Genomic DNA, 19,752 nt, shown 5'->3' on the forward strand with positions numbered 1-19,752 from the left:
TCCCTGTGTTGGTATCAAGGTGATGCACGCCTGCGTGGCATCGTCGTTGTTTTCTGCGCGTCTCGCGGCGCAGTTGCTGCGTGAGCGTGATGCGAATTCGGTGGAAGGGCCTGCTTGATTGCGTCGTGAATCTGGTTAAATCCGACGCGTTTCCAATATATTTCCTGCATGCAATTGAATACATTTTAGCGTTGTTTTGGGGGTTGCGGATCATATACATCCGGCGCTGATCGCGACTTGACCATACCTTTTGGTTTGGTGTTCATGGCCACATGAAACTCGATACAGACTTCGTACGGGCCCAGTTTCCCGCCTTTGACGAGCCATCCCTTTCTGGGCAGGCTTTCTTTGAAAATGCTGGCGGGTCATACACCTGCGGGCCGGTGATTGAGCGACTGGAACGCTATTACCGACAGCGCAAAGTCCAGCCTTATGCGCCCTATGAGGCAAGCCGGTTGGCGGGCGAAGAAATGGATGAGGCGCGTGCGCGGCTTGCGGCCATGCTCGGGGTGGCCCCGGATGAGCTGAGCTTCGGGCCGTCCACAACGCAGAACACCTATGTTCTGGCGCAAGCCTTCCGCGAGTGGTTGAGCAAGGGTGACGCGATCATCGTCACCGATCAGGATCACGAAGCCAATTCCGGGCCATGGCGACGATTGGCCGATGCGGGCATCGAGGTGCGTGAATGGCAGATCAATCCCGAGACAGGGCTTTTGGAACTGGAAGCGCTTGAAAACCTACTGGATGAAAGCGTGCGCCTGGTCTGTTTTCCGCATTGTTCCAACATCGTCGGTGCGGTGAACCCAATTGTTGAGATCACCTCAGCAGCACATGCCGCTGGCGCCTTTGTCTGTGTCGATGGCGTCTCTTATGCGCCGCATGGGTTTGTGAATGTGGGCGACATGGGGCCGGATATCTATCTTTTCTCAGCGTACAAAACCTATGGCCCACATCAGGGAATCATGGTTATTCGCCGCGAACTTGGGGCGCTTCTGCCCAATCAAGGACATTGGTTCAACGCCGACAGCCTCTACAAACGGTTCACCCCAGCAGGCCCCGATCACGCCCAAGTGGCGGCGAGCGCGGGGATGGCGGACTACTATGACATGCTGGCCACGCATCACGGGATCACAGGCGAAGCTACAGACCGCTCCGCAGGCGTCCATGACTTGATGCGCACCCATGAAACCGAACTGTTGCAACCTTTGTTGGATTACCTTGGCGACAAGAATTCCGTGCGTCTCATCGGTCCGCGCGATGCAGCCGACAAAGCCCCCACTGTGGCCGTGGAATTGGCCGGACCCGGCGAAGAGGCCGCTGCACAACTGGCACAACACGGCATCATGACCGGCGGTGGAGATTTTTACGGATCACGTCCGCTTCAGGCCATGGGAATTGATCTGGACAAGGGCGTGCTGCGGCTTAGCTTTGTGCACTACACGTCGCAAGCCGAAGTCGACAAGCTTTTGAACGCGTTGGACGAGACACTGTAATCCAAAGAGCAATCCTGGCCGTATTGCTCTTATATAACAACGGGGGCACGGCCAGAATGAGTGACACGTCACCCACCATCTTGTGGCTGCGCCGTGATTTGCGGCTGGCTGATCATCCCGCGCTTTTAGCCGCGGTCAAACGCGGTGGTCCAGTCATCCCGGTGTTCATTCGCGACCATAGTGTGGACTCTTTGGGGGCGGCGCCCAAATGGCGACTGGGTCTCTCTCTGGCGGATTTGGCAAAACGGTTGGAAGACATGGGCAGTCAGCTCATTTTTCGCAGTGGCGAGGCTATGGCTGTGCTGGAGCAACTGATCTCTGAGACCGGTGCAACGGCCGTACATTGGTCGCGGCTTTATGACCCGGATGCCATCGCGCGGGATACGTTGATCAAGGGCGCGCTCAAGCAGTGTGGTGTCGAGGCTGAGAGTTTCGCCGGTCATGTGCTCTTTGAGCCCTGGACGGTTGAGACCAAAACCGGCGGATTTTACCGGGTCTATTCACCTATGTGGCGCGCGGTGCGCGACAGAACCGTGCCAGAGCCTCAGGCCGCTCCGTCAAAACTCCCTACGCCTGAAAGCTGGCCTGAAACGGAAACCTTGGATCAATGGGCAATGGGGGCCGCGATGAAGCGCGGAGCGCCCGTGTGTCTGCCGCATCAACGGGTTGGGGAAGAGGCCGCGCGCGACCGGCTGGACTGGTTCATAGCCAATTCGATCCCGCCTTACAAAGATGATCGCAACATGCCTGCTCTTGATGCGACATCGGGCATGTCCGAAAATCTCACCTATGGCGAGATTTCTCCGCGCCAGTGCTGGCATGCAGGACAGCGAGCCTTGGACGAAGGCGGAGGACGAGGGGCAGAACATTGGCTCAAGGAACTCGTGTGGCGCGAGTTTGCCTACCATCTGGTCTATCACACGCCTGAAATCCTTGCAGGCAACTGGAAATCGGATTGGGACGCGTTTCCCTGGAACGAGGATGAGGATCATCCCGAGGTCGTTGTCTGGAAACAGGGACGCACCGGTGAACCCTTTGTCGATGCGGCGATGCGCGAGATGTATGTGACCGGAAAGATGCACAATCGTGCCCGGATGATCGTGGCAAGTTATCTTACCAAGCATCTGATGACCCATTGGAAAATTGGAATGCGCTGGTTTGAGGATTGCCTGACGGATTGGGATATTGCCGCCAATGCGATGGGCTGGCAGTGGACGGCTGGTTCGGGTCCGGATGCAGCGCCTTACTTTCGAATCTTCAATCCCGAAACACAGGCTGAGAAATTCGATCCTGACGGCACCTACCGCCGTCGTTGGATCGCCGAAGGTCACGAAAACCCCACCAAAACCGCGCTAAGTTATTTCGACGCAGTCCCCGTGAGTTGGCGTTTGAGTCCGTCAGCATCCTATTCGGATCGCATCGTGGAACTGAGCGAAGGGCGCAACCGCGCGCTACAAGCATATGAGGCCAGAACGTTTTGAATACTCTGACAAATTCCCTTGCGGGTCATCCCGTTAGCCCTTTACTGTCGAACGAAGATGACATGAGTGGGGGTGTCATGATCCTGACAGAGACCAGCGGTCAGCGCGATCTGCCGCGCTATTTCAGTCAAATGTTTGCCGTAGCGCAGCGATTGCAGCATGGACGGCTGGACATTGGTCTGGACGATGGGCGGGTGTTTCGCGTTGAAGGCGCCGCGCCAGGACCGGTGGCGCGTGTCGATATTCACAATGACGATGTCTTTGCGCGGCTTGTGCGCGAAGGATATCTTGGGTTTTGCGACGCATATCTGGATGGCTGGTGGAGCACGCCGGATTTGCAGGCCTTCATGGATCTCGTGAACACCGACAACGACGACATGTATAACGGCTACCCCGGTCAGAAACTGGTGGAGTTGTATGAAAAGCTGCGCTTCTGGTTACAGCGCAACACCAGGAAACAGGCGCGCAAGAACATCAGCTATCACTATGATCTGGGCAATGATTTCTATGCGCTCTGGCTCGATGACACGATGACTTATTCCAGCGCTATTTTCGAGACAGGTCAGGAAAGTCTTGAGAAGGCGCAGATTGCCAAATACGCCTCGATGGTTGATCAGATGGGAGTGAAACCCGGGGATCACGTGCTTGAAATCGGCTGTGGCTGGGGTGGATTTGCCGAATACGCCGCCAAAGAGCGGGGATTGAAGGTCACAGGGCTGACCATCAGCAAAGAGCAGTTTAACTATGCACAAGAACGCATTGAAAAGGCAGGACTTTCGGATCAAGTCGAATTCAAATTACAGGATTACCGCGACGAGCAGGGGCAATATGACGGTATTGCAAGCATCGAGATGTTCGAAGCGGTGGGCGAGAAATACTGGCCGGTTTATTTCGACACAGTCCGCGCCCGCCTGAAAGCCGGGGCCAATGCCACGCTACAAATCATCACTGTGGGTGACCATCGCTTTGAAGCCTACAAGAATGATGTTGATTTCATTCAAAAATACATTTTTCCCGGTGGCATGCTTCCCAGCCCGTCAGCCTTAAAAACACAAGCTGAACGCGCAGGGCTTACAGTGCAAAGGTCGATTGAATTTGGTGAAAGCTACAGCCAGACCCTGCGGCGCTGGCACGAGACATTCAATGAAAAATGGGATCAGGTGGCGAAATTGGGCTTTGATGCACGATTTCAACGGATGTGGAATTTTTATCTGACCTCTTGTGCGGGTGCGTTCTTAACGGGTAATTGCGATGTGACACAGATCACTATCGCACGGCCGGAGTAAATGCCTCTTACAGATCACATGCCAACCACGGGCAAGGCGGTTGCCGCCATCGGACTTGCCATCATTGCGTGGTACGCCTCGGAAATGATCCGCCCGCTGATGCCAGAAGGCACAGATTTTGGCTGGTTTAACGAGTTCAACGTGTTTCTTGGGTTGCTTGTGGGATGGGTGGTCATCGGCACGCGCTTAAACCGGGGATACCTTGACGGGATCAGCGCGGGTTTGACCGGTGTGGTCGCACTGATTTTCTGGGCGCTGTTCTTTCAAAGTCTCAACGAAATGCTGCGGCTCGCGCTAGAGAGCCGGTACAGCGGTCCGGTTCAGGGCATCATTGCCGTGTTTGAAATCGCCGTGGACTATGGAACCAAAATTCTCCATGTCCCGCTTGCGATCTTGCTGTTTGGTGGTGGCGCGGTGCTTGGACTTGTCAGCGAATGGATTGCCAAGCGGTGGTCCTGAGGGTATGCCCCGACTTTTCCTGACCGGTGCGCTGGCCTGTAATGATTTCATCGACATATGTGCACAGGGTGCCGGATATACACGGTCTGAAGCGATTCTGGATGATATGGCGCTTGCGCCGTCTCAGTTTGACATGGTGCCAAGCCTTGTGGACTGTCCGGGCACACAAACTGCCGGTCAGGTGATCGACTGTTCTGAACCCACCGCAGACCGTTTGATCTACTTTGCGCAAACCGCCGCATTGGAGGTGGACCAACGCGTGGTTTCGGGATCAGAGGCAATTGTGTTCGCAGTCTCGCCCGGTCAATCGGGCGGCACCGCATCAGAACCGGACGATCTCGCATCTGGCGCTTTTGTGCCACGCCTGCATCGAAGTCATGAGCTATTGGGGCCGACGTAAGGCGGTTGAACTGGCTCCTCGCATGCCGATGATCTTGGCGCGGGCGCATTCTTACGTCGTCGCTGAGCGCAGCGCCCCCGCAACGGTTCGAAGCACGCTGACGGCGGACAGGGTAGATATTCACTCAGATCGCGCCACGCATGAGGGCTATTTCCTGACCCGAACCTACGGCCTGACACATCCTACATTTGCAGGGGGCCAAAGCGCCGAAGTCGCGCGTGAAGTGTTTGTGGCAACCGACGCGTCCATTGTACTGCCCTATGACCCCGTGCGCGACCGTGTGCTGCTGGTCGAGCAGTTTCGCATGGGCCCGTTCGGGCGCGGCGATCCTCTGCCTTGGGTACTGGAACCGGTTGCGGGGCGCGTGGATCCCGGTGAAGCGCCGGAGGTCACGGCGCACCGGGAATGTGTTGAAGAGGCGGGATTGGACCTGCGCGCCCTCGAACATGTCTCAAGCCATTATTGTTCACCGGGATGCTCAACCGAAGTTTTCCACTGTTATGTCGGTCTGTGCGATTTGCCGGATTTGAAAACCGGGCAGTGCGGGCTTGAGACCGAGCATGAAGACATCCGCACTCATGTCCTGAGCTTTGAGGATGCGCTGAACCTGACGCGCACCGGAGAGGCCAATATCGGGCCTTTGGTGCTTTTGCTTTTGTGGCTCGAACGTGAACGCCCGCGCCTGCGCTCTCTTGCTTGAGTTAGCCATGCGGACGTTCTAAGTCTGGGCGCAGCACTGACAGGGAGCCTCATTATGCGCATTGCCAAGGACCTCGCCGACGCGGTTGGCCACACTCCGTTGATCCGGCTGCGTCAAGCCAGCGAGGCCACGGGTTGCGAGATATACGGCAAGGCGGAATTCATGAACCCGGGTCAATCGGTGAAGGACCGTGCAGCCCTTTTTATCATTCGCGACGCCATTGCGCGCGGTGATCTGAAACCGGGCGGCACAATTGTCGAGGGTACTGCAGGCAACACCGGGATCGGGCTATCGGTTGTCGGGGCCTCCATGGGGTTCAAAACCGTGATCGTTATTCCCGAGACGCAAAGCGAAGAGAAAAAAGATATGCTGCGCCTCGCCGGTGCGGAATTGGTGCAAGTGCCTGCGGCCCCTTATGCCAACCAGAACAACTTTGTGCATTACTCGCGCCGTCTCGCGAAGAAACTGGCTGAAAAATCACCCAATGGCGTCATCTGGGCCAATCAGTTCGACAACGTGGCCAACCGGCAGGCGCATATCGAAACTACCGGCCCAGAGATATGGGAGCAGACCAGCGGCAAGGTGGACGGATTTATCTGTGCATGTGGTTCGGGCGGGACACTCACTGGCGTGGCCATGGCGCTGCAATCCAAGGGCGTGAAAATCGGCCTGGCCGACCCAATGGGGGCCAAACTATTTTCATGGTTCACCAAGGGTGAGCTTGAATCTGAGGGGGGATCAATCGCCGAAGGCATCGGGCAGGTGCGCGTGACAGCAAACCTGGAAGGGCTCGCGCCCGACTTCGCGTATCAAATCACCGATGAAGAAGCGTTGCCAATTGTTTTTGACTTATTGGAACATGAAGGCCTCGTCATGGGGGCCTCTACCGGCGTGAACGTTGCTGGCGCGATCCGCATGGCCAAGGAAATGGGGCCGGGACACACCATTGTGACGATCCTCTGTGACTATGGCACACGGTATCAATCCAAGCTCTTTAACCCTGATTTCCTGCGCGAAAAGAACTTGCCTGTGGCCGACTGGATGACCAAAGCGCCACAGAGTATTCCCGGAGTGTTCGTGGAATGATGCGCCTTTTGAAAGGCTTAGCTCTGATATTTCTGCTGGCGTTTTGGAGCGCCGTGCCACTTTTACTCGCGCCAGAAGCTGCACAGGCGCAATCCACACCGCAAATTTCTCAGTCAGAGCCCGACTACGAGACTTGGATCCGCACAGCGGACCGGGCCGATGAGGCAATAGAAGCAGCCCGCGCTTCGACAACGGCTCTTGAGACATTGCGCGAAGATCTGGCGGGCTGGCGGCAGCAATTCATTGCGGCCCAAGGCATCAACAGCAATGCGCTGGCCACAGTGCGCCGTCAGATCAGCGATCTGGGCCCTGTCCCCGAAAACGGAGAAGAACCCGAAGATGTGGCTGCCAATCGCCAGCTTTTGCAAGACAGGCTGGACCGGCTGAATGCTCCGGTTCTGCGTGCCGAGTTGGCGTTTAGCCGTGCCGATGGACTGATCCGCGGTATCGACAAGATCATTCGCGACCGGCAAGCCGAAGAATTGCTGGAATTCGGACCATCACCGCTCAACCCGACCCATTGGGCCGCTGGATTGGCGGCGCTGCCCGCAACAATGACACAGCTCTCTGGCGAGATATCAAAGGCCTGGCGCAACCCGGTACAAGCGGCAGAGACAAGAAACAGTCTGCCGGTTGTAGCGGTTCTCACTCTTCTGGGACTCATTCTGGTGTCGCGCGGTCGGGTCTGGAGCCGACGGCTGACCAATCGGGTATTGGGCGAGAACCCTGGTGCCGGGCTTTGGATCACTGGGTTTGTGGTGTCGTTGGGCAGTCTAGGGTTGCCCTTTGTCGGGATATTGCTGCTCATCGAGGCTATCGTCTCAACAGGTCTGGTGGGACTGCGCGGCGATCAGATCCTTGCAGCCTTTGTACCTGCGGCGTTTGCTTTCCTGCTGGCGCGCTGGCTGGCCACACGGGTGTTCCCCGCAGATGAAGCGCGCACCTTGCCACTCATCCTTGATGCAACTCAGCGATCAAGGGGACGTTTCTTTGGGGCCTGTCTGGGACTCGTCGCCGCCACGGCTGTCTTTCTACGAGATGTGGGTGATATTTCTGGCTGGAGTGATGCGGCAACCAATGTCGTGGTGTTTCCCGTATTGGTCATATCCGGGTTTCTTCTCTGGAGATTGGCGAACCTGCTGCGCGTACATGTACGCAACTCATCAGAGGCGGATGGCGAAGAAAGCTATCGAACCAAACTGATCAGCGTGCTGGCACTGGGCCTTGTCGTGCTGGCGTTCGTGTCTCCGCTTCTGGCGGCAGTGGGGTACTTCAGGCTTGCGGAATCTCTGATGCTGCCATCGCTGGCATCACTTGAGATGTTGGCGGTGCTTCTGGTGCTGCAGCGTCTGGTGGTCGAGGTCTATGTGCTCATCACTGGTAACCGCGAGGGCGCAGCAGAGTCGCTGCTTCCGATCCTGATCGGATTCCTTCTTGTGCTGGCCTCTTTGCCGATCTTCGCGCTCATCTGGGGCGCGCGGGTGGCGGACCTGACCGAGCTTTGGACGCAAGCGCTTGACGGCATCAGCATCGGTGGTGTGCGCATCTCGCCGATGATTTTCCTCACCTTCGCGCTGGTCTTTGTGCTGGGGTATCTGGCCACACGCATGGTGCAGGGGGCGCTCAAGAACACCATCCTGCCCAAGACACGTATGGATGCTGGTGGGCGCAATGCGATTGTGTCAGGCGTCGGATATCTCGGGATATTCCTGGCCGCCGTCATCGCCATCACAAGTGCTGGAATTGACCTTAGCTCGATTGCCATTGTCGCCGGTGCGTTGTCGGTTGGTATCGGCTTTGGCCTGCAAAACATCGTGTCTAACTTTGTCTCAGGCATCATCCTTCTGATCGAGAGGCCGATTTCCGAAGGCGACTGGATCGAGGTTGGCGGCGTACATGGCACGGTGCGGGATATCTCTGTGCGCTCGACCATTATCCAGACTTTTGACCGCTCGGACGTCATCGTGCCAAATTCCGACCTCGTCAGCGGACGGGTGACAAACTACACACGCGGCAACACTGTGGGTCGCGTCATTGTGCCGGTGGGCGTGGCTTATGGGTCGGACACCAAGAAGGTTGAGGCCATCCTGCAAGAGGTGGCGGATGCACATCCTCTGGTGCTGATGAACCCGCCGCCTGCGGTTCTTTTCCGGTCCTTCGGGGCCTCTTCGCTTGATTTCGAAATCCGCGCCATCTTGCGCGATGTGAACTACGTGATGTCGGTGCACTCTGAGATGAACCACGAGATCGCCAGACGGTTCGAGGAAGAAGGCATCGAAGTGCCCTTCGCGCAGCGCGATATCTGGATCCGCAATCCCGAGGCCTTGCCGCAAACTCAAGCCCAGCAATCGGACCCGCCACCAATGAAATCCAAAGACATGTCAGCGCATGTCACGCCGGAGGATCTGGACGCTGGCAAGGGCGACGCGGATGGTGACGGAGGCGGGCGATGACTGATCGGTTGTACCTGAAGAATGCTTATGCTCGGGATGCCAAGGGGCATGTGACAGCACACACACCCGAAGGCGGCATTGTGCTGAGCAAGTCGCTCTTTTATCCCACCAGCGGCGGGCAACCGGGCGATAGCGGTCATATTGTCTGGGTGGATGCGACGCTTGAAATCGCAACGACGATCAAGCTTGATGCCTGGCAGATCGCGCTTATCCCTGCGGAGCCACAGCCCTTACCGCCCGTGGGCACTGAGATCATGCAGCATATCGACTGGGACCGGCGCTATCGGCACATGCGCGTGCACACGGCCTTGCATCTGCTATCGGTGGTCCTGCCTTTGCCGGTGACGGGAGGCTCCATCGGCACCGAAAAAGGACGGCTCGATTTTGATATGGCAGAGCCTCCAGAGGATAAATCCAAGCTGGAAGAGCTACTCAATGCAATGGTGGCGCTCAACCTTCCGGTCAGCGAAAGCTGGATCACAGATGCGGAACTGCGTGATAATCCGGGACTGGTAAAAACTATGTCCGTCAAGCCGCCTGTGGGAGAAGGGCAGGTGCGACTGGTGCGCATTGGCGAAGGTGAGTCGCAGGTCGATCTACAACCTTGTGGCGGTACCCATGTGGCGCGCACCGGCGAGATCGGCAAGCTGCGCATTGGCAAGATCGAAAAGAAAGGTCGTCAGAACCGCCGGGTGTATCTGCATCTCGATGGATGAGGCAGAGGGAGTTATCATGGCAAATGCAAAAGCACGCAACCTGATCGAGGGACGCGCGGTGCTGATCGTGATCGACATTCAGAAATCGACCTTTGCACCGCTCTCAGATGATGAACGGGCCATTGCGCATATGCCGGACTATGCCGAGCGCATGGCGTTGTCGCGTAAGGCCATTGATCAAGCGCGTGACGTGGGTATTCCGGTGGTTTTCATTCAGGAAATTCATCGTGCCGATCTGGTGGACATGGGGCGCGAGACCGATGGGGACGAGGAGGTGCACTGCCTCGACAACAACCCTCTGACCGAGCTGGCGGTCGAAGAGCTAGGCATTCTTCCCGACGACTACAAAATCCAGAAACGCCGCTACTCGGCCTTTTACGGCACCGACCTTGAGATCCTGCTCAGAGGTCTGAAGGCCGAAACCCTGATCCTGGTGGGCGGGCTGACGGATGTCTGCGTGCACTACACCTTTGTGGATGCGCATCAGGGTGATTATTTCTGCCGCGTGATCGAGGACTGCGTCGCAGGCTCCAGCATCGAGGCGCACGACGCCGCGCTCCGGGCCATGGAATATCTCCAGCACGGCGCGGTGCGATCACTGAATGAAGTGCTGGAGGCGATGGCAAAGCCAGTTCAGATCCATGGCTAGGCTGGTATCGGAAAAATGCTAAGCCTCGAACCAAGCAAAGATGGGCTTGAGTGCCAAACGTTGGCGAATTTTTATACAAGGTCGGTCCGCCGCTAAAGTTCCGGAGTCTTGCCGGGATATTTGATGGTCAAATAGACCTTTTGGGGTCGATGGGTTTGGTCTCTATTGCTTCTTTCTTGATCATAAATGCGAGCATCGTATCAACGGTCTGAATTCTGTCCGCCAATGCATTATGTGCCAAGAAATCATGCGCCGCACGCGCACATCCATCCCAGGCAAAATAGTCGTCAAGAATTATCAATCCCCCGACTTCAACTTTATCATAGAGAATATTGAGGCACTCTGCCGTGGATGAATACCAATCCGCATCGAGCCGCAGAACCGAAATTGGCCCCTTGACGTCCTCAAGCGTGTCACTGAACCAACCCTTGAGAACGTTGAAATCCGTTGCCGAAGATTTTGACATCACGTCATTTGCAAAACTCTCTTCTGTTTTGCAGTTGTCAACGGCATTGCTTTTTTGCCAGTCCGTCGCTTTGATCCCATCGATTGCTTCGGCACTTGGCAAGCCTTCAAAGCTGTCAAGCAAGTAATAGCGCCGCTCAGACCCAAGAATATCGGCCATTCCGGCAGACATGCCCCCTCGCCAAACACCACATTCGACCACCGCACCAGAACCAACACCATGCGTATTCACAACGGCAAGATTGGCGCAAAAAGCCTCAACAGATAACCTTGTGTAGTCGCTATACCTGTCGTAAATTTTGAGAAATTCCTCACTTTCGAGCGCTTTCCAAAAACTGTTTGCTTTCCCGAACGACTTTGCCAGTGCGTTCCGAACGCGTCGGTTCTTGGTGACTGCTCGGACGCTGGACTTCAAAGTTTTGTTGACTGCCACGCCTTTTTTTCCTTCTCAACATGCCGGTTTTCGACACTATTGCTTAAACTTTTGAACACTCCAAGATACGCATACCAAACTTCTAACAAAAAACCCCGGCGATCACCGGGGTTTTTGAACCTTTTCAGCAAAACTTAGGCCCGACGGCGCCGCCGCGCACCAGCCCGGCCACCACGTCCGCCGGGGGACTCTTCGCCCGGCTTCAGCGGGGCTTTGTTGAACTTGATCCACTCGCCACCATGCGGGTCATTGTTGGTCAGGAAGTTGGCCGCGCGGATGGCCTCCATCTCTTTGCCCGGGCGGCTTTTGGTCGAGCCCAAACCGAAAAGCTGACAGAAGGTTTCATCATCCATGCCCTCGGGCAGGATAATGCCCGCGGCTTCGATCTCGGCGCGCTTGGCGGCCTTCTCGGCCTCCTTCACAGGCAGGGCGATCGGATTCATGATGGCCGATGTCATACCTGCGCCCATGGCCATAGGTAGAAACGCATTGTTGATGCCGTGGCGGTTGGGCAGGCCGAATGAGATATTTGATGCACCACAGGTGGTGTTGACGCCCAACTCCTCGCGCAGACGGCGCACCAGGGTGAAGACCTGAAGCCCCGCGGTACCCATTGCACCGATCGGCATGACCAGTGGGTCGACCACAATGTCATGCGCCGGAATGCCGAAATCGGCGGCACGTTCGACAATCTTCTTGGCGACGGCAAAGCGTACATCGGGATCCTCGGAAATACCGGTGTCATCGTTGGAAATCGCCACAACCGGCACATTGTATTTCTTCACCAGAGGCAGGATCGCCTCAAGACGTTCTTCTTCACCCGTGACTGAGTTGAGCAAAGGCCGTCCTTCGCAGACCTCCAGACCCGCCTCCAGCGCACCGGGCACAGAGCTGTCGATACACAGAGGCACATCTACAAGCCCCTGCACCAATTCGATCACCTTCCGCATGAGCGGCGGTTCGGTCTGGTTGGGATCGGGGTTGGAATTATAGACCACGCCGGCATTCACATCGAGCACCGTGGCACCCGCAGCGACCTGTGCAATGGCATCTGCCTCGACGGTGGAAAAGTCACCGGCTTCCAACTCGGCCGCGAGTTTCTTGCGCCCTGTTGGGTTGATCCGTTCTCCAATCACGCAGAAGGGTTGATCAAAGCCGATGATGGCGGTTTTGGTTTTGCTTTCGACGATGGTCTGCGTCATGGTTTATCCTTGCTGGCTGGCAGGCACAGTGGACGCGCCGCCATTGTCAATCGCCCAGGTGGCGTTGGTCTTGATCCCGCCTAATGGGAAGAAATGCACGTTGGTGATGTTGAAATCCGGATTGGCGGCTTTGTGGGCGGCCAGTTGGCTGAGAACATCGGTCGGCTCATAGGGCAGAAGGAGCTTGGAGACATCCATCGCACGCTTTTGCAGCACTTTGAGCGATGGCCCGACACCACAGGCGATGGCGAATTTGATCAGCGTCTGAAGCTTGGCCGGACCCGCGATGCCAATGTGGACAGGCAGGGTGATCCCGGCCGCCGCCAGATCATCGGCCCATTTGATGATGGGGCCTGCGTCAAAGGCAAACTGCGTGGCCAGCGCCATTTCGGCATCGGTGGTTTCAGAGAATTTCTGCTTCCAGCGAAGCGCCTCTTCGACATTCTTCATGCTGCCGTCTGGATCAATGTCCTTGTTGCCTTCGGGGTGACCGGCCACATGCAACCGTTTGAAACCCGCGCGATCAAACGCTCCACTTTCCAAAAGCTGCATGGAGCTGTGATAGTCGCCATGGGGCTTTTCCACTCCACCGGCGAGCAAAAGCGCCTGTTCGACACCGGCCTCGCCTTGATAGCGCGCAATCCAGTCTTCCAGCGTCGCCTGATCCTTGATGATCCGCGCCGGGAAGTGGGGCATGACAGGGTAGCCATCGGCGGCCAGACGTTTGGCCGTGGCGACCATGTCTTCAATGGGCGTGCCCTCGATATGTGCGATGTAGACACGGGTGCCAGTCGGCAGAAGATCACGGAAGTTTTCAACCTTCTCAGCTGTACGCGGCATGACCTCTATGGAGTATCCTTTGAGAAAGGCCTCCATTTCCGGTGTGACCACGCGCTCGCTTGGTGTCTCGCGTCTTTTGAAGTTCAACAAAGCCATCGCGGCCTCCCAGAAAGATTTGGGGCTTTTGCTCAATTTGAGTTGGCCCAGCCATCATTTGCGATCAATTCCTTGATCCGGTCTTGGTCGTATTCCGTGTCCAGCCGCGCGGCTTCGGCCTCGGCCACCGCTTCGGCCTCACCGTCCACAGGGTAGGGCGCGGCCTTGCGCCATTCGGCGAGGTAGGCATCGGTGTCCGCTGCGCCAATTTTCATCGCCGCCCGGTCGATGGCCTGTTCAAAGCGCTCGGGCAACGGCCGTTTGGCGCCCCGACGGCCCTTGCCGACAATGACCTGCGCGGGGATATCGCGCCAGTACACAACGGTGACATCTACCATCTCTGATTCCTCATCCTCAGTTGTCCCCTCATAGTGCAGGCCAGACAGGACACGGTGTCGTTTTTCGACTTAACACGGTCACCGAGCGACCTTTGGCTCATCTGGTCTTCTAGCGGATATAGATGCTCTGACCGCGTCAGGCCACTGCCGGGGCCTTGAATTCCAGTCAAGTCTCATATGAGCCGCGTTCAATGCTTGCGCGAGAGCCATCGGATGACTACTTTGTAAGCAACTTGAAATGGAGGGCGTAAGCGATGGCGCCCAAGCGTCCCGTTGGTGCGGGCGCTATCCCGAAACAGGTAGAGAGCCCCGCACTGACCAAGCCCGCTCCCGGGCCGCTCTATGCGGCGTTGGATTTGGGCACAAACAGTTGCCGTATGCTGATTGCCCGACCAGAGGGCGACCAGTTCAAAGTCGTGGATAGCTTCTCAAAATCGGTTCAACTGGGTGCCGGACTTGAAAGCTCGGGCAAGCTGTCGCGATCCTCAATTTACCGAACAATTCAGGCGCTTCGCGTGTGCCAGCAAAAGATAAAACGGCACAAGGTGAACCGCATGCGGCTGGTGGCAACCGAAGCCTGCCGACGCGCCAGCAATGGTGCGGCCTTCATGAAGCGGGTGCGGCGAGAAACAGGTCTTCCGCTGGAAATCATCGAAACTCAGGAAGAAGCACAACTGGCCGTGGTGTCTTGCGCGCCATTGGTGAGCAAAAATACTGAGCAGCTTCTCGTTGTAGATATCGGTGGCGGTTCGACCGAGCTTGTGTGGATTGACCTAAAGGATGTGCGACCGCGCGAACGCGCGCAGGCGATCATGCGGATGCATGGCGGCTTTCCTGTATGTGACGGCGACGGATCAAAAGCACGTGTCGTGGACTGGATCAGCGTACCACTGGGAGTCGCGACTTTGCGCGATCAGTTTCGCGATGTAGAGGATGATGCGGCGCGCTTTGCTCTTATGAGCTGGTTTTTTGAGGAAAACCTGGCCGAATTCGCGCCATATAAGGATGAGCCGCCGCGCGAGGGATTTCAGATCATCGGCACATCCGGCACCGTGACGACGGTGGCCGCAAGCCATCTGGGTCTTAAGCGCTATGACCGGAACAAGGTCGACGGCCTGCGTATGACCAGTGACGAGATCGACAAAGTGATCCGCACTTATCTGCAGATGGGCCCCGAAGGGCGCCGGGCCGACCCTCGCATTGGGCTGGACCGCCAGGCACTTATCATGTCAGGTGCGGCGATCCTGCAGGCGTTACTGCGGTGTTGGCCCACGGACCGTTTGTCCGTTGCAGACAGGGGTCTGCGCGAGGGCATGCTTTATGCCCAAATGGCAGCAGACGGCGTTCTGGGCGAGGGGTGTGCATGATGGCCAAGAAACCCACTGGTAAAAACACCTCCGGGCGCGGGCAGCGGGATCTGACGGTGCGGGTCAAGACCGCCAAGGGGCGTAGATCGTCTTCAACCCGCTGGCTGCAGCGGCAATTGAATGACCCGTATGTGAAACGCGCGCAGGCCGAGGGGTATCGTGGGCGCGCGGCTTATAAGATCATGGAACTTGACGACAAGTTTCGCTTTCTGGTGCCCGGCGCGCGGGTGGTCGATCTGGGCTGTGCACCCGGGGGCTGGTGTCAGGTGGCGGTGCCGCGTGTGAACGCTCTTGCTGAGAAAAAGAACAAAGCAGTGGGCACGATCCTTGGCATTGACCTGCAAGAAGTTGATCCCATCCCCGGATGCGAGATTCATGTGCTCGATTTCATGGAAGACGGGGCCGATGACAAGGTGAAGGACTGGCTCGGTGGCAAGGCAGATGTTGTGATGTCTGACATGGCCGCGGCGTCGTCAGGACACAAGCAAACCGACCACTTGCGGATCATCGCGCTTTGCGAAGCGGCCGCGTATCTGGCCTTCGACGTGCTGGATGACGGCGGCACATTCGTGTCCAAGGTTTTGGCCGGCGGTGCGGAGGGCGAGCTTCAAAAGCTCTTGAAACAGCGTTTCACCAAGGTCGCCAACGTCAAACCACCCGCATCCCGCGCGGACAGTTCCGAAAAATTCGTGGTGGCCACAGGGTTTCGCGGTGCGGATTAACCACGCGGATTGAGAGACCCCAAAGCGCGCGACAAAAGCTCCTGTTCGCTCATCTGACGCTCTTGCACGGGCTGTGCCGCTGAAGTGGTATGCTGAGTTGCAATGTTCTCCTGCCGCAAAAGCTCAAAAAGCTTCGCGTGACGCACGAATGTGGGTTCTGCTTGCTCGTTTGACATCACACAGCTCTGCCTCAATCTGTGCGCCCCCGTCAGGGTTGATAGTGTGTTAATGGGGCAGATTTGGCTCGGCCTTGGCGCGATTTCGTGACGCTATAAGGGCGGAATGTGGCAGGGCACGACGCGGTTACATCAGGCATGCTGGCGGAGAGACAGGGATTCGAACCCTGGGTGGGCTTGCACCCACAACGGTTTTCGAGACCGCCCCGTTCGACCACTCCGGCACCTCTCCGCGGGGGTCTGGAGCGTGCGTGTAGTCGGCTTTGCCTAGGCTGGCAAGAGGGGAGTTTTCGCCTCGTGTCAGGTTTTAGATCAGATTGATCGATGTTGCGTTGCGCATGAATACCCAACTTATCTATTGACTTAGAGCAACTCTAATCCGGTATCGAGCGGTTAGGGAGAAATTGCGAAGATGAAAATTGCTGAAGTGTCGAAGCTATGTGGGCTATCCACGCACACAATCCGTTTCTACGATAAATCGGGAATGTTGCCTGAGATCAAGCGCACCGCAGACGGCCACCGTCACTTCACTCCGCGCGAAGTCGAGTGGCTAACCCTTCTCTACTGGCTGCGCGAAACCGGTATGCCGTTAAAGCAGATGAGACGGTTTACTACGCTTGCGAAAGCGGGTGATGCTGAAGTCGCTGAAAGGCGGAAAATCCTTGCTGATCACGCTCAAACGCTCAAGGCAAAGCGTGCAATGCTCGAAAAGTGCGAAAGCGTCCTAACCATTAAAATCGCTAGTTATGGTCTCAAGGACAATGAGGCTTCCCAATGAAATTTGCTTACCTGATTGAACCTCCATTCAACTTTACGAACGTAGCCGGGAATGTCACCGGGTGTGACGTTGAACTTGCCAAATACATATACAAGGAACTTGGCATCGCTGATTTCGAGCCTGTCGAAACAGAGTTTGCAGAGCTTTTGTCAGGGCTTGCCGATGGTCGCTGGCGCATGACGACGGGTCTATTTGGAACGGATGAAAGGCGTGAGCATGCTCTATTCAGTCGTCCCATTTGGGCGCTTCCTGACGGCTTGCTTGTCGAGAAGGGCAATCCGCACACCCTGACTGGCTACAAATCGGTAGCCGAAAATGCACACATTAGATTAGCTGTTATTCGTGATCAGTTTCAGCATCGCTCCGCACTTGAGTTCGGTGTGAGCGAAGACCAGATCGCTATTTTCGAGACCTATACAGAAGCCGCGAAAAGCGTGATAGAGGGCAGTGTCGATGTCCATGCCAGCGTTGCTCGGGCTCATGGTGGTTTTATCGAGCATAACCCGGATTGGAAGTTAGACTTGGTCATTGTTCCTGAAGAAGAAAAGCCACCTGCATTCGGCTCGTTTGCGTTCAGCTTGAACGATAAAGAACTTTTGAGTGAAGTCGATGATGTACTCGCAAGCTTCCTCGGGACTGATGCGCATCGGACGATGGTTGCCGAATTTGGTTTTTAGGCTTCAGAAGTCGATTTGGTGGCGCGCTGAGTAATCTTAAACGAAGGTTGATCTTATCCTAACAAACAGCAGTTAAGTCCTGCGCAGAAGAGCGTGACTTCTGTTCGCCGTGCTTGCTCGGCAACCTTTTTTTAAATATAACTGCCGCCCATTCCGGCATGATCACGCAAGGTTCATTACCTTTGCCCCGAGCGACATTGCAGGGGAGGGGCGAAAGCCATTAGGGTGGCGCAAAGAGTCAAGCTCGTGAGGGTACTTTGAGGGATATACGTATTTTTCGTCCGCTGATCTGGATGACGCTTTTTGGATTTGTGCTGGTGCTCAGCCTGCCAGCGCGCGCGGCAGAACGAGATCGGCTGGAGGCCTTTCTGAAAGTCACAGGGTTTGATGTCGCTTTGGAAAGCATTGGTCTGGCCGCTGGGGATGCGCCGGGGCTTCTGGGCATGCAGGCCAGTGATTTTGGCGCGGATTGGACGCGCACGGCGGATGAGGTGTTTGACACCCAGACCATGCACACCATGGCGATGGATATTCTTGAGGCGGCGCTGAGCGATGATCTTCTGACCCATGCCGCCGCCTTCTATGCATCGCCCTTGGGACAACGGCTGGTGGAGGCGGAGAACGCATCACATATGGCCAATGACGACGTCAAACAGAGCAAAGGCACAGCTCTCGTGGCCGAATGGGTTGCTGACGGGGATGCGCGGGTGGATATCCTGCGCCAACTCAATCAGGCCGTGGATGCCGCCGATAGTGGTGTCCGTGCGGTGCAGGAAATTCAGGTGCGGTTTTACGTGGCCGCTTCGCGATCCGGCATTCTGGATTATGACATTGATGAAGAAACCCTGCGCCGGGTGATCAAGCAAGGTGAAGCGGAGCTGCGCGTCAATTTACAAGTCTCTGCTTTGGCCAATGCCGCCTACACATATCAGGATTTCTCGGAAGAGGATATTCGCGCTTATCTTGAGGCGTTGGAGCATCCTGACATGCAGCTGGTCTATGAGCTGATGAATGCGGTGCAATATGAGATCATGGCCAACCGGTTTGAAATTCTGGCCGGACGAATGGCTGATCTGCACCCCGGACAGGAGTTGTGATGACACGGGTTCTTTCACTGGTGTCCGCTACGGTCTTTGCCCTGCTGGTCACCTCGCCAATGGCCCGCGCGGCGGGCGAGGATATGGCCGCTCTGATCGACGCGCTGCGGATCGATGAAACGGTTGAGATCATGCGCAAGGAAGGACTGCGATATGGGTCCGAGCTTGGAGCGGAAATGCTGCCCGGTGTGAATGCGAAGGCCTGGCAGGATCAGGTGGCGCGGATCTACGACACTGACAAGATGGCACAGGTGGTGACACAAGGGTTTGAAACGGCTCTGGATGGCAAGGAGATCGCCGAGGTCGTTGCTTTCTTCACATCAGAGACCGGGCAGGAGATCATATCGCTTGAACTTTCGGCGCGTGAGGCCTTTCTGAATGAAGATACTGAGATGGCCGCGATGGATGCCTACGAGCGCGCCCGAGATGAGAATTCTTATCTGTTTCAGCAGGTAGAGACACTGATTTCAGACAGTGATTTGGTGGACTACAACGTCATGGGGGCCTTGAATTCCAACCTGATGTTCTACCGTGGGCTGGCTGATGGCGGGGCCTTTGAGATGAGCGAAGAGGATATGCTCGCCGATGTCTGGTCGCAGGAAGGCGACGTCCGCAACGACTCAGAAGGGTGGCTGGGTGCGTTTCTGATCCTGGCTTATCAGCCATTGGGCGATGACGAACTGGAAGCATATGCTGAGTTTTACCGCTCCGAGCAGGGGAAAGTCCTGAACGCGGCCATTTTTGAGGCCTATGACCAGATGTATGAGGAGTTGTCATATCTTCTGGGACGCGCCGTGGCGCAGCAGATGCAGAGCGAGGAGCTGTAACGCGTTTCGAA

Annotated in this window: 21 protein-coding genes and 1 tRNA gene; 16 read left to right on the forward strand and 6 right to left on the reverse strand. The window is 56.5% G+C overall.

What is annotated here, in order from left to right; genetic code table 11:
- The first annotated feature begins 272 nt into the window (after nt 1-272).
- The 10 genes from RZ517_RS09570 to RZ517_RS09615 all read left to right on the forward strand — a co-directional run bounded on the left by RZ517_RS09570 (nt 273) and on the right by RZ517_RS09615 (nt 10,723).
- Nucleotides 273-1,493: an aminotransferase class V-fold PLP-dependent enzyme gene (locus RZ517_RS09570; protein WP_338547945.1), complete on the forward strand. Its 1,221-nt coding sequence runs from the start codon at nt 273-275 to the stop codon at nt 1,491-1,493.
- Nucleotides 1,494-1,549: 56 nt separating this feature from the next.
- The gene (locus RZ517_RS09575) at nt 1,550-2,974 is read left to right on the forward strand and encodes a cryptochrome/photolyase family protein (protein WP_338547947.1); all 1,425 of its coding nucleotides are present in this window, start codon (nt 1,550-1,552) and stop codon (nt 2,972-2,974) included.
- A 77-nt stretch (nt 2,975-3,051) separates the two neighbouring features.
- The gene (locus RZ517_RS09580; RefSeq protein WP_338551134.1) at nt 3,052-4,260 is read left to right on the forward strand and encodes a cyclopropane-fatty-acyl-phospholipid synthase family protein; all 1,209 of its coding nucleotides are present in this window, start codon (nt 3,052-3,054) and stop codon (nt 4,258-4,260) included.
- Nucleotides 4,261-4,719, forward strand: a complete 459-nt coding sequence (locus tag RZ517_RS09585) for a TrgA family protein (RefSeq protein WP_338547949.1) — start codon at nt 4,261-4,263, stop codon at nt 4,717-4,719. It begins immediately after the preceding gene.
- Nucleotides 4,720-4,723: 4 nt separating this feature from the next.
- Complete coding sequence (locus RZ517_RS09590; protein ID WP_338547950.1) at nt 4,724-5,119, forward strand: hypothetical protein; 396 nt, start codon at nt 4,724-4,726, stop codon at nt 5,117-5,119.
- Nucleotides 5,097-5,819, forward strand: a complete 723-nt coding sequence (locus tag RZ517_RS09595; RefSeq protein ID WP_338547951.1) for an NUDIX domain-containing protein — start codon at nt 5,097-5,099, stop codon at nt 5,817-5,819. Before RZ517_RS09590 ends, RZ517_RS09595 begins: the two co-directional genes overlap by 23 nt.
- A gap of 54 nt (nt 5,820-5,873) precedes the next feature.
- Nucleotides 5,874-6,905, forward strand: coding sequence for a cysteine synthase A (locus RZ517_RS09600; protein ID WP_338547952.1), 1,032 nt, complete (start codon nt 5,874-5,876; stop codon nt 6,903-6,905).
- Nucleotides 6,902-9,358 (forward strand): DUF3772 domain-containing protein, encoded by a 2,457-nt coding sequence (locus tag RZ517_RS09605; RefSeq protein ID WP_422395534.1) that lies wholly within the window; start codon nt 6,902-6,904, stop codon nt 9,356-9,358. The genes RZ517_RS09600 and RZ517_RS09605 overlap by 4 nt, the downstream gene beginning before the upstream one ends.
- Nucleotides 9,355-10,074, forward strand: a complete 720-nt coding sequence (locus RZ517_RS09610) for an alanyl-tRNA editing protein (RefSeq protein ID WP_338547955.1) — start codon at nt 9,355-9,357, stop codon at nt 10,072-10,074. The genes RZ517_RS09605 and RZ517_RS09610 overlap by 4 nt, the downstream gene beginning before the upstream one ends.
- 16 nt (nt 10,075-10,090) lie before the next feature.
- Nucleotides 10,091-10,723: a cysteine hydrolase family protein gene (locus RZ517_RS09615; RefSeq protein ID WP_338547956.1), complete on the forward strand. Its 633-nt coding sequence runs from the start codon at nt 10,091-10,093 to the stop codon at nt 10,721-10,723.
- A gap of 127 nt (nt 10,724-10,850) precedes the next feature.
- Here the strand turns inward: RZ517_RS09615 and RZ517_RS09620 are convergent, their stop codons facing one another.
- The 4 genes from RZ517_RS09620 to RZ517_RS09635 form a co-directional block, all read right to left on the reverse strand.
- Complete coding sequence (locus tag RZ517_RS09620; protein WP_338547958.1) at nt 10,851-11,621, reverse strand: TylF/MycF/NovP-related O-methyltransferase; 771 nt, start codon at nt 11,619-11,621, stop codon at nt 10,851-10,853.
- Nucleotides 11,622-11,755: 134 nt separating this feature from the next.
- Nucleotides 11,756-12,823, reverse strand: coding sequence for a methyltetrahydrofolate cobalamin methyltransferase (locus RZ517_RS09625; protein WP_338547960.1), 1,068 nt, complete (start codon nt 12,821-12,823; stop codon nt 11,756-11,758).
- 3 nt (nt 12,824-12,826) lie between these two features.
- A complete protein-coding gene (locus RZ517_RS09630; protein ID WP_338547962.1) occupies nt 12,827-13,759 on the reverse strand; it encodes a methylenetetrahydrofolate reductase in 933 nt (310 codons plus the stop codon).
- Between the two features lie 32 nt (nt 13,760-13,791).
- Nucleotides 13,792-14,097: a virulence factor gene (locus tag RZ517_RS09635; RefSeq protein ID WP_317054744.1), complete on the reverse strand. Its 306-nt coding sequence runs from the start codon at nt 14,095-14,097 to the stop codon at nt 13,792-13,794.
- Nucleotides 14,098-14,351: 254 nt separating this feature from the next.
- On the opposite strand from RZ517_RS09635, the gene RZ517_RS09640 reads away from it, so the two are divergent.
- Together RZ517_RS09640 and RZ517_RS09645 are read left to right on the forward strand one after the other, a co-directional pair.
- The gene (locus RZ517_RS09640; RefSeq protein WP_338547966.1) at nt 14,352-15,464 is read left to right on the forward strand and encodes a Ppx/GppA phosphatase family protein; all 1,113 of its coding nucleotides are present in this window, start codon (nt 14,352-14,354) and stop codon (nt 15,462-15,464) included.
- Complete coding sequence (locus RZ517_RS09645; protein WP_317054742.1) at nt 15,464-16,186, forward strand: RlmE family RNA methyltransferase; 723 nt, start codon at nt 15,464-15,466, stop codon at nt 16,184-16,186. Before RZ517_RS09640 ends, RZ517_RS09645 begins: the two co-directional genes overlap by 1 nt.
- Here the strand turns inward: RZ517_RS09645 and RZ517_RS09650 are convergent.
- Nucleotides 16,183-16,362 carry a hypothetical protein gene (locus tag RZ517_RS09650; protein ID WP_338547968.1) on the reverse strand — a complete coding sequence of 60 codons (180 nt, stop codon included), beginning with the start codon at nt 16,360-16,362 and terminating at the stop codon, nt 16,183-16,185. The genes RZ517_RS09645 and RZ517_RS09650 overlap by 4 nt on opposite strands.
- A gap of 142 nt (nt 16,363-16,504) precedes the next feature.
- A tRNA-Ser gene (locus RZ517_RS09655) sits at nt 16,505-16,594 on the reverse strand.
- A 180-nt stretch (nt 16,595-16,774) separates the two neighbouring features.
- On the opposite strand from RZ517_RS09655, the gene RZ517_RS09660 reads away from it, so the two are divergent.
- The 4 genes from RZ517_RS09660 (at nt 16,775) to RZ517_RS09675 (ending at nt 19,741) form a co-directional block, all read left to right on the forward strand.
- Complete coding sequence (locus RZ517_RS09660; protein ID WP_338547969.1) at nt 16,775-17,140, forward strand: MerR family transcriptional regulator; 366 nt, start codon at nt 16,775-16,777, stop codon at nt 17,138-17,140.
- The gene (locus RZ517_RS09665) at nt 17,137-17,817 is read left to right on the forward strand and encodes a transporter substrate-binding domain-containing protein (protein ID WP_338547971.1); all 681 of its coding nucleotides are present in this window, start codon (nt 17,137-17,139) and stop codon (nt 17,815-17,817) included. Before RZ517_RS09660 ends, RZ517_RS09665 begins: the two co-directional genes overlap by 4 nt.
- A gap of 257 nt (nt 17,818-18,074) precedes the next feature.
- On the forward strand, nt 18,075-18,914 hold the full coding sequence (locus RZ517_RS09670) for a DUF2059 domain-containing protein (RefSeq protein ID WP_338547973.1): 840 nt from the start codon (nt 18,075-18,077) through the stop codon (nt 18,912-18,914).
- Entirely contained in the window at nt 18,914-19,741 is an 828-nt protein-coding gene (locus RZ517_RS09675; RefSeq protein ID WP_338547975.1) for a DUF2059 domain-containing protein, read from the forward strand. The genes RZ517_RS09670 and RZ517_RS09675 overlap by 1 nt, the downstream gene beginning before the upstream one ends.
- Nucleotides 19,742-19,752 lie beyond the last annotated feature (11 nt).

Origin of the sequence: Roseovarius sp. S88 (assembly GCF_037023735.1) — a bacterium.
Classification (GTDB): domain Bacteria; phylum Pseudomonadota; class Alphaproteobacteria; order Rhodobacterales; family Rhodobacteraceae; genus Roseovarius; species Roseovarius phycicola.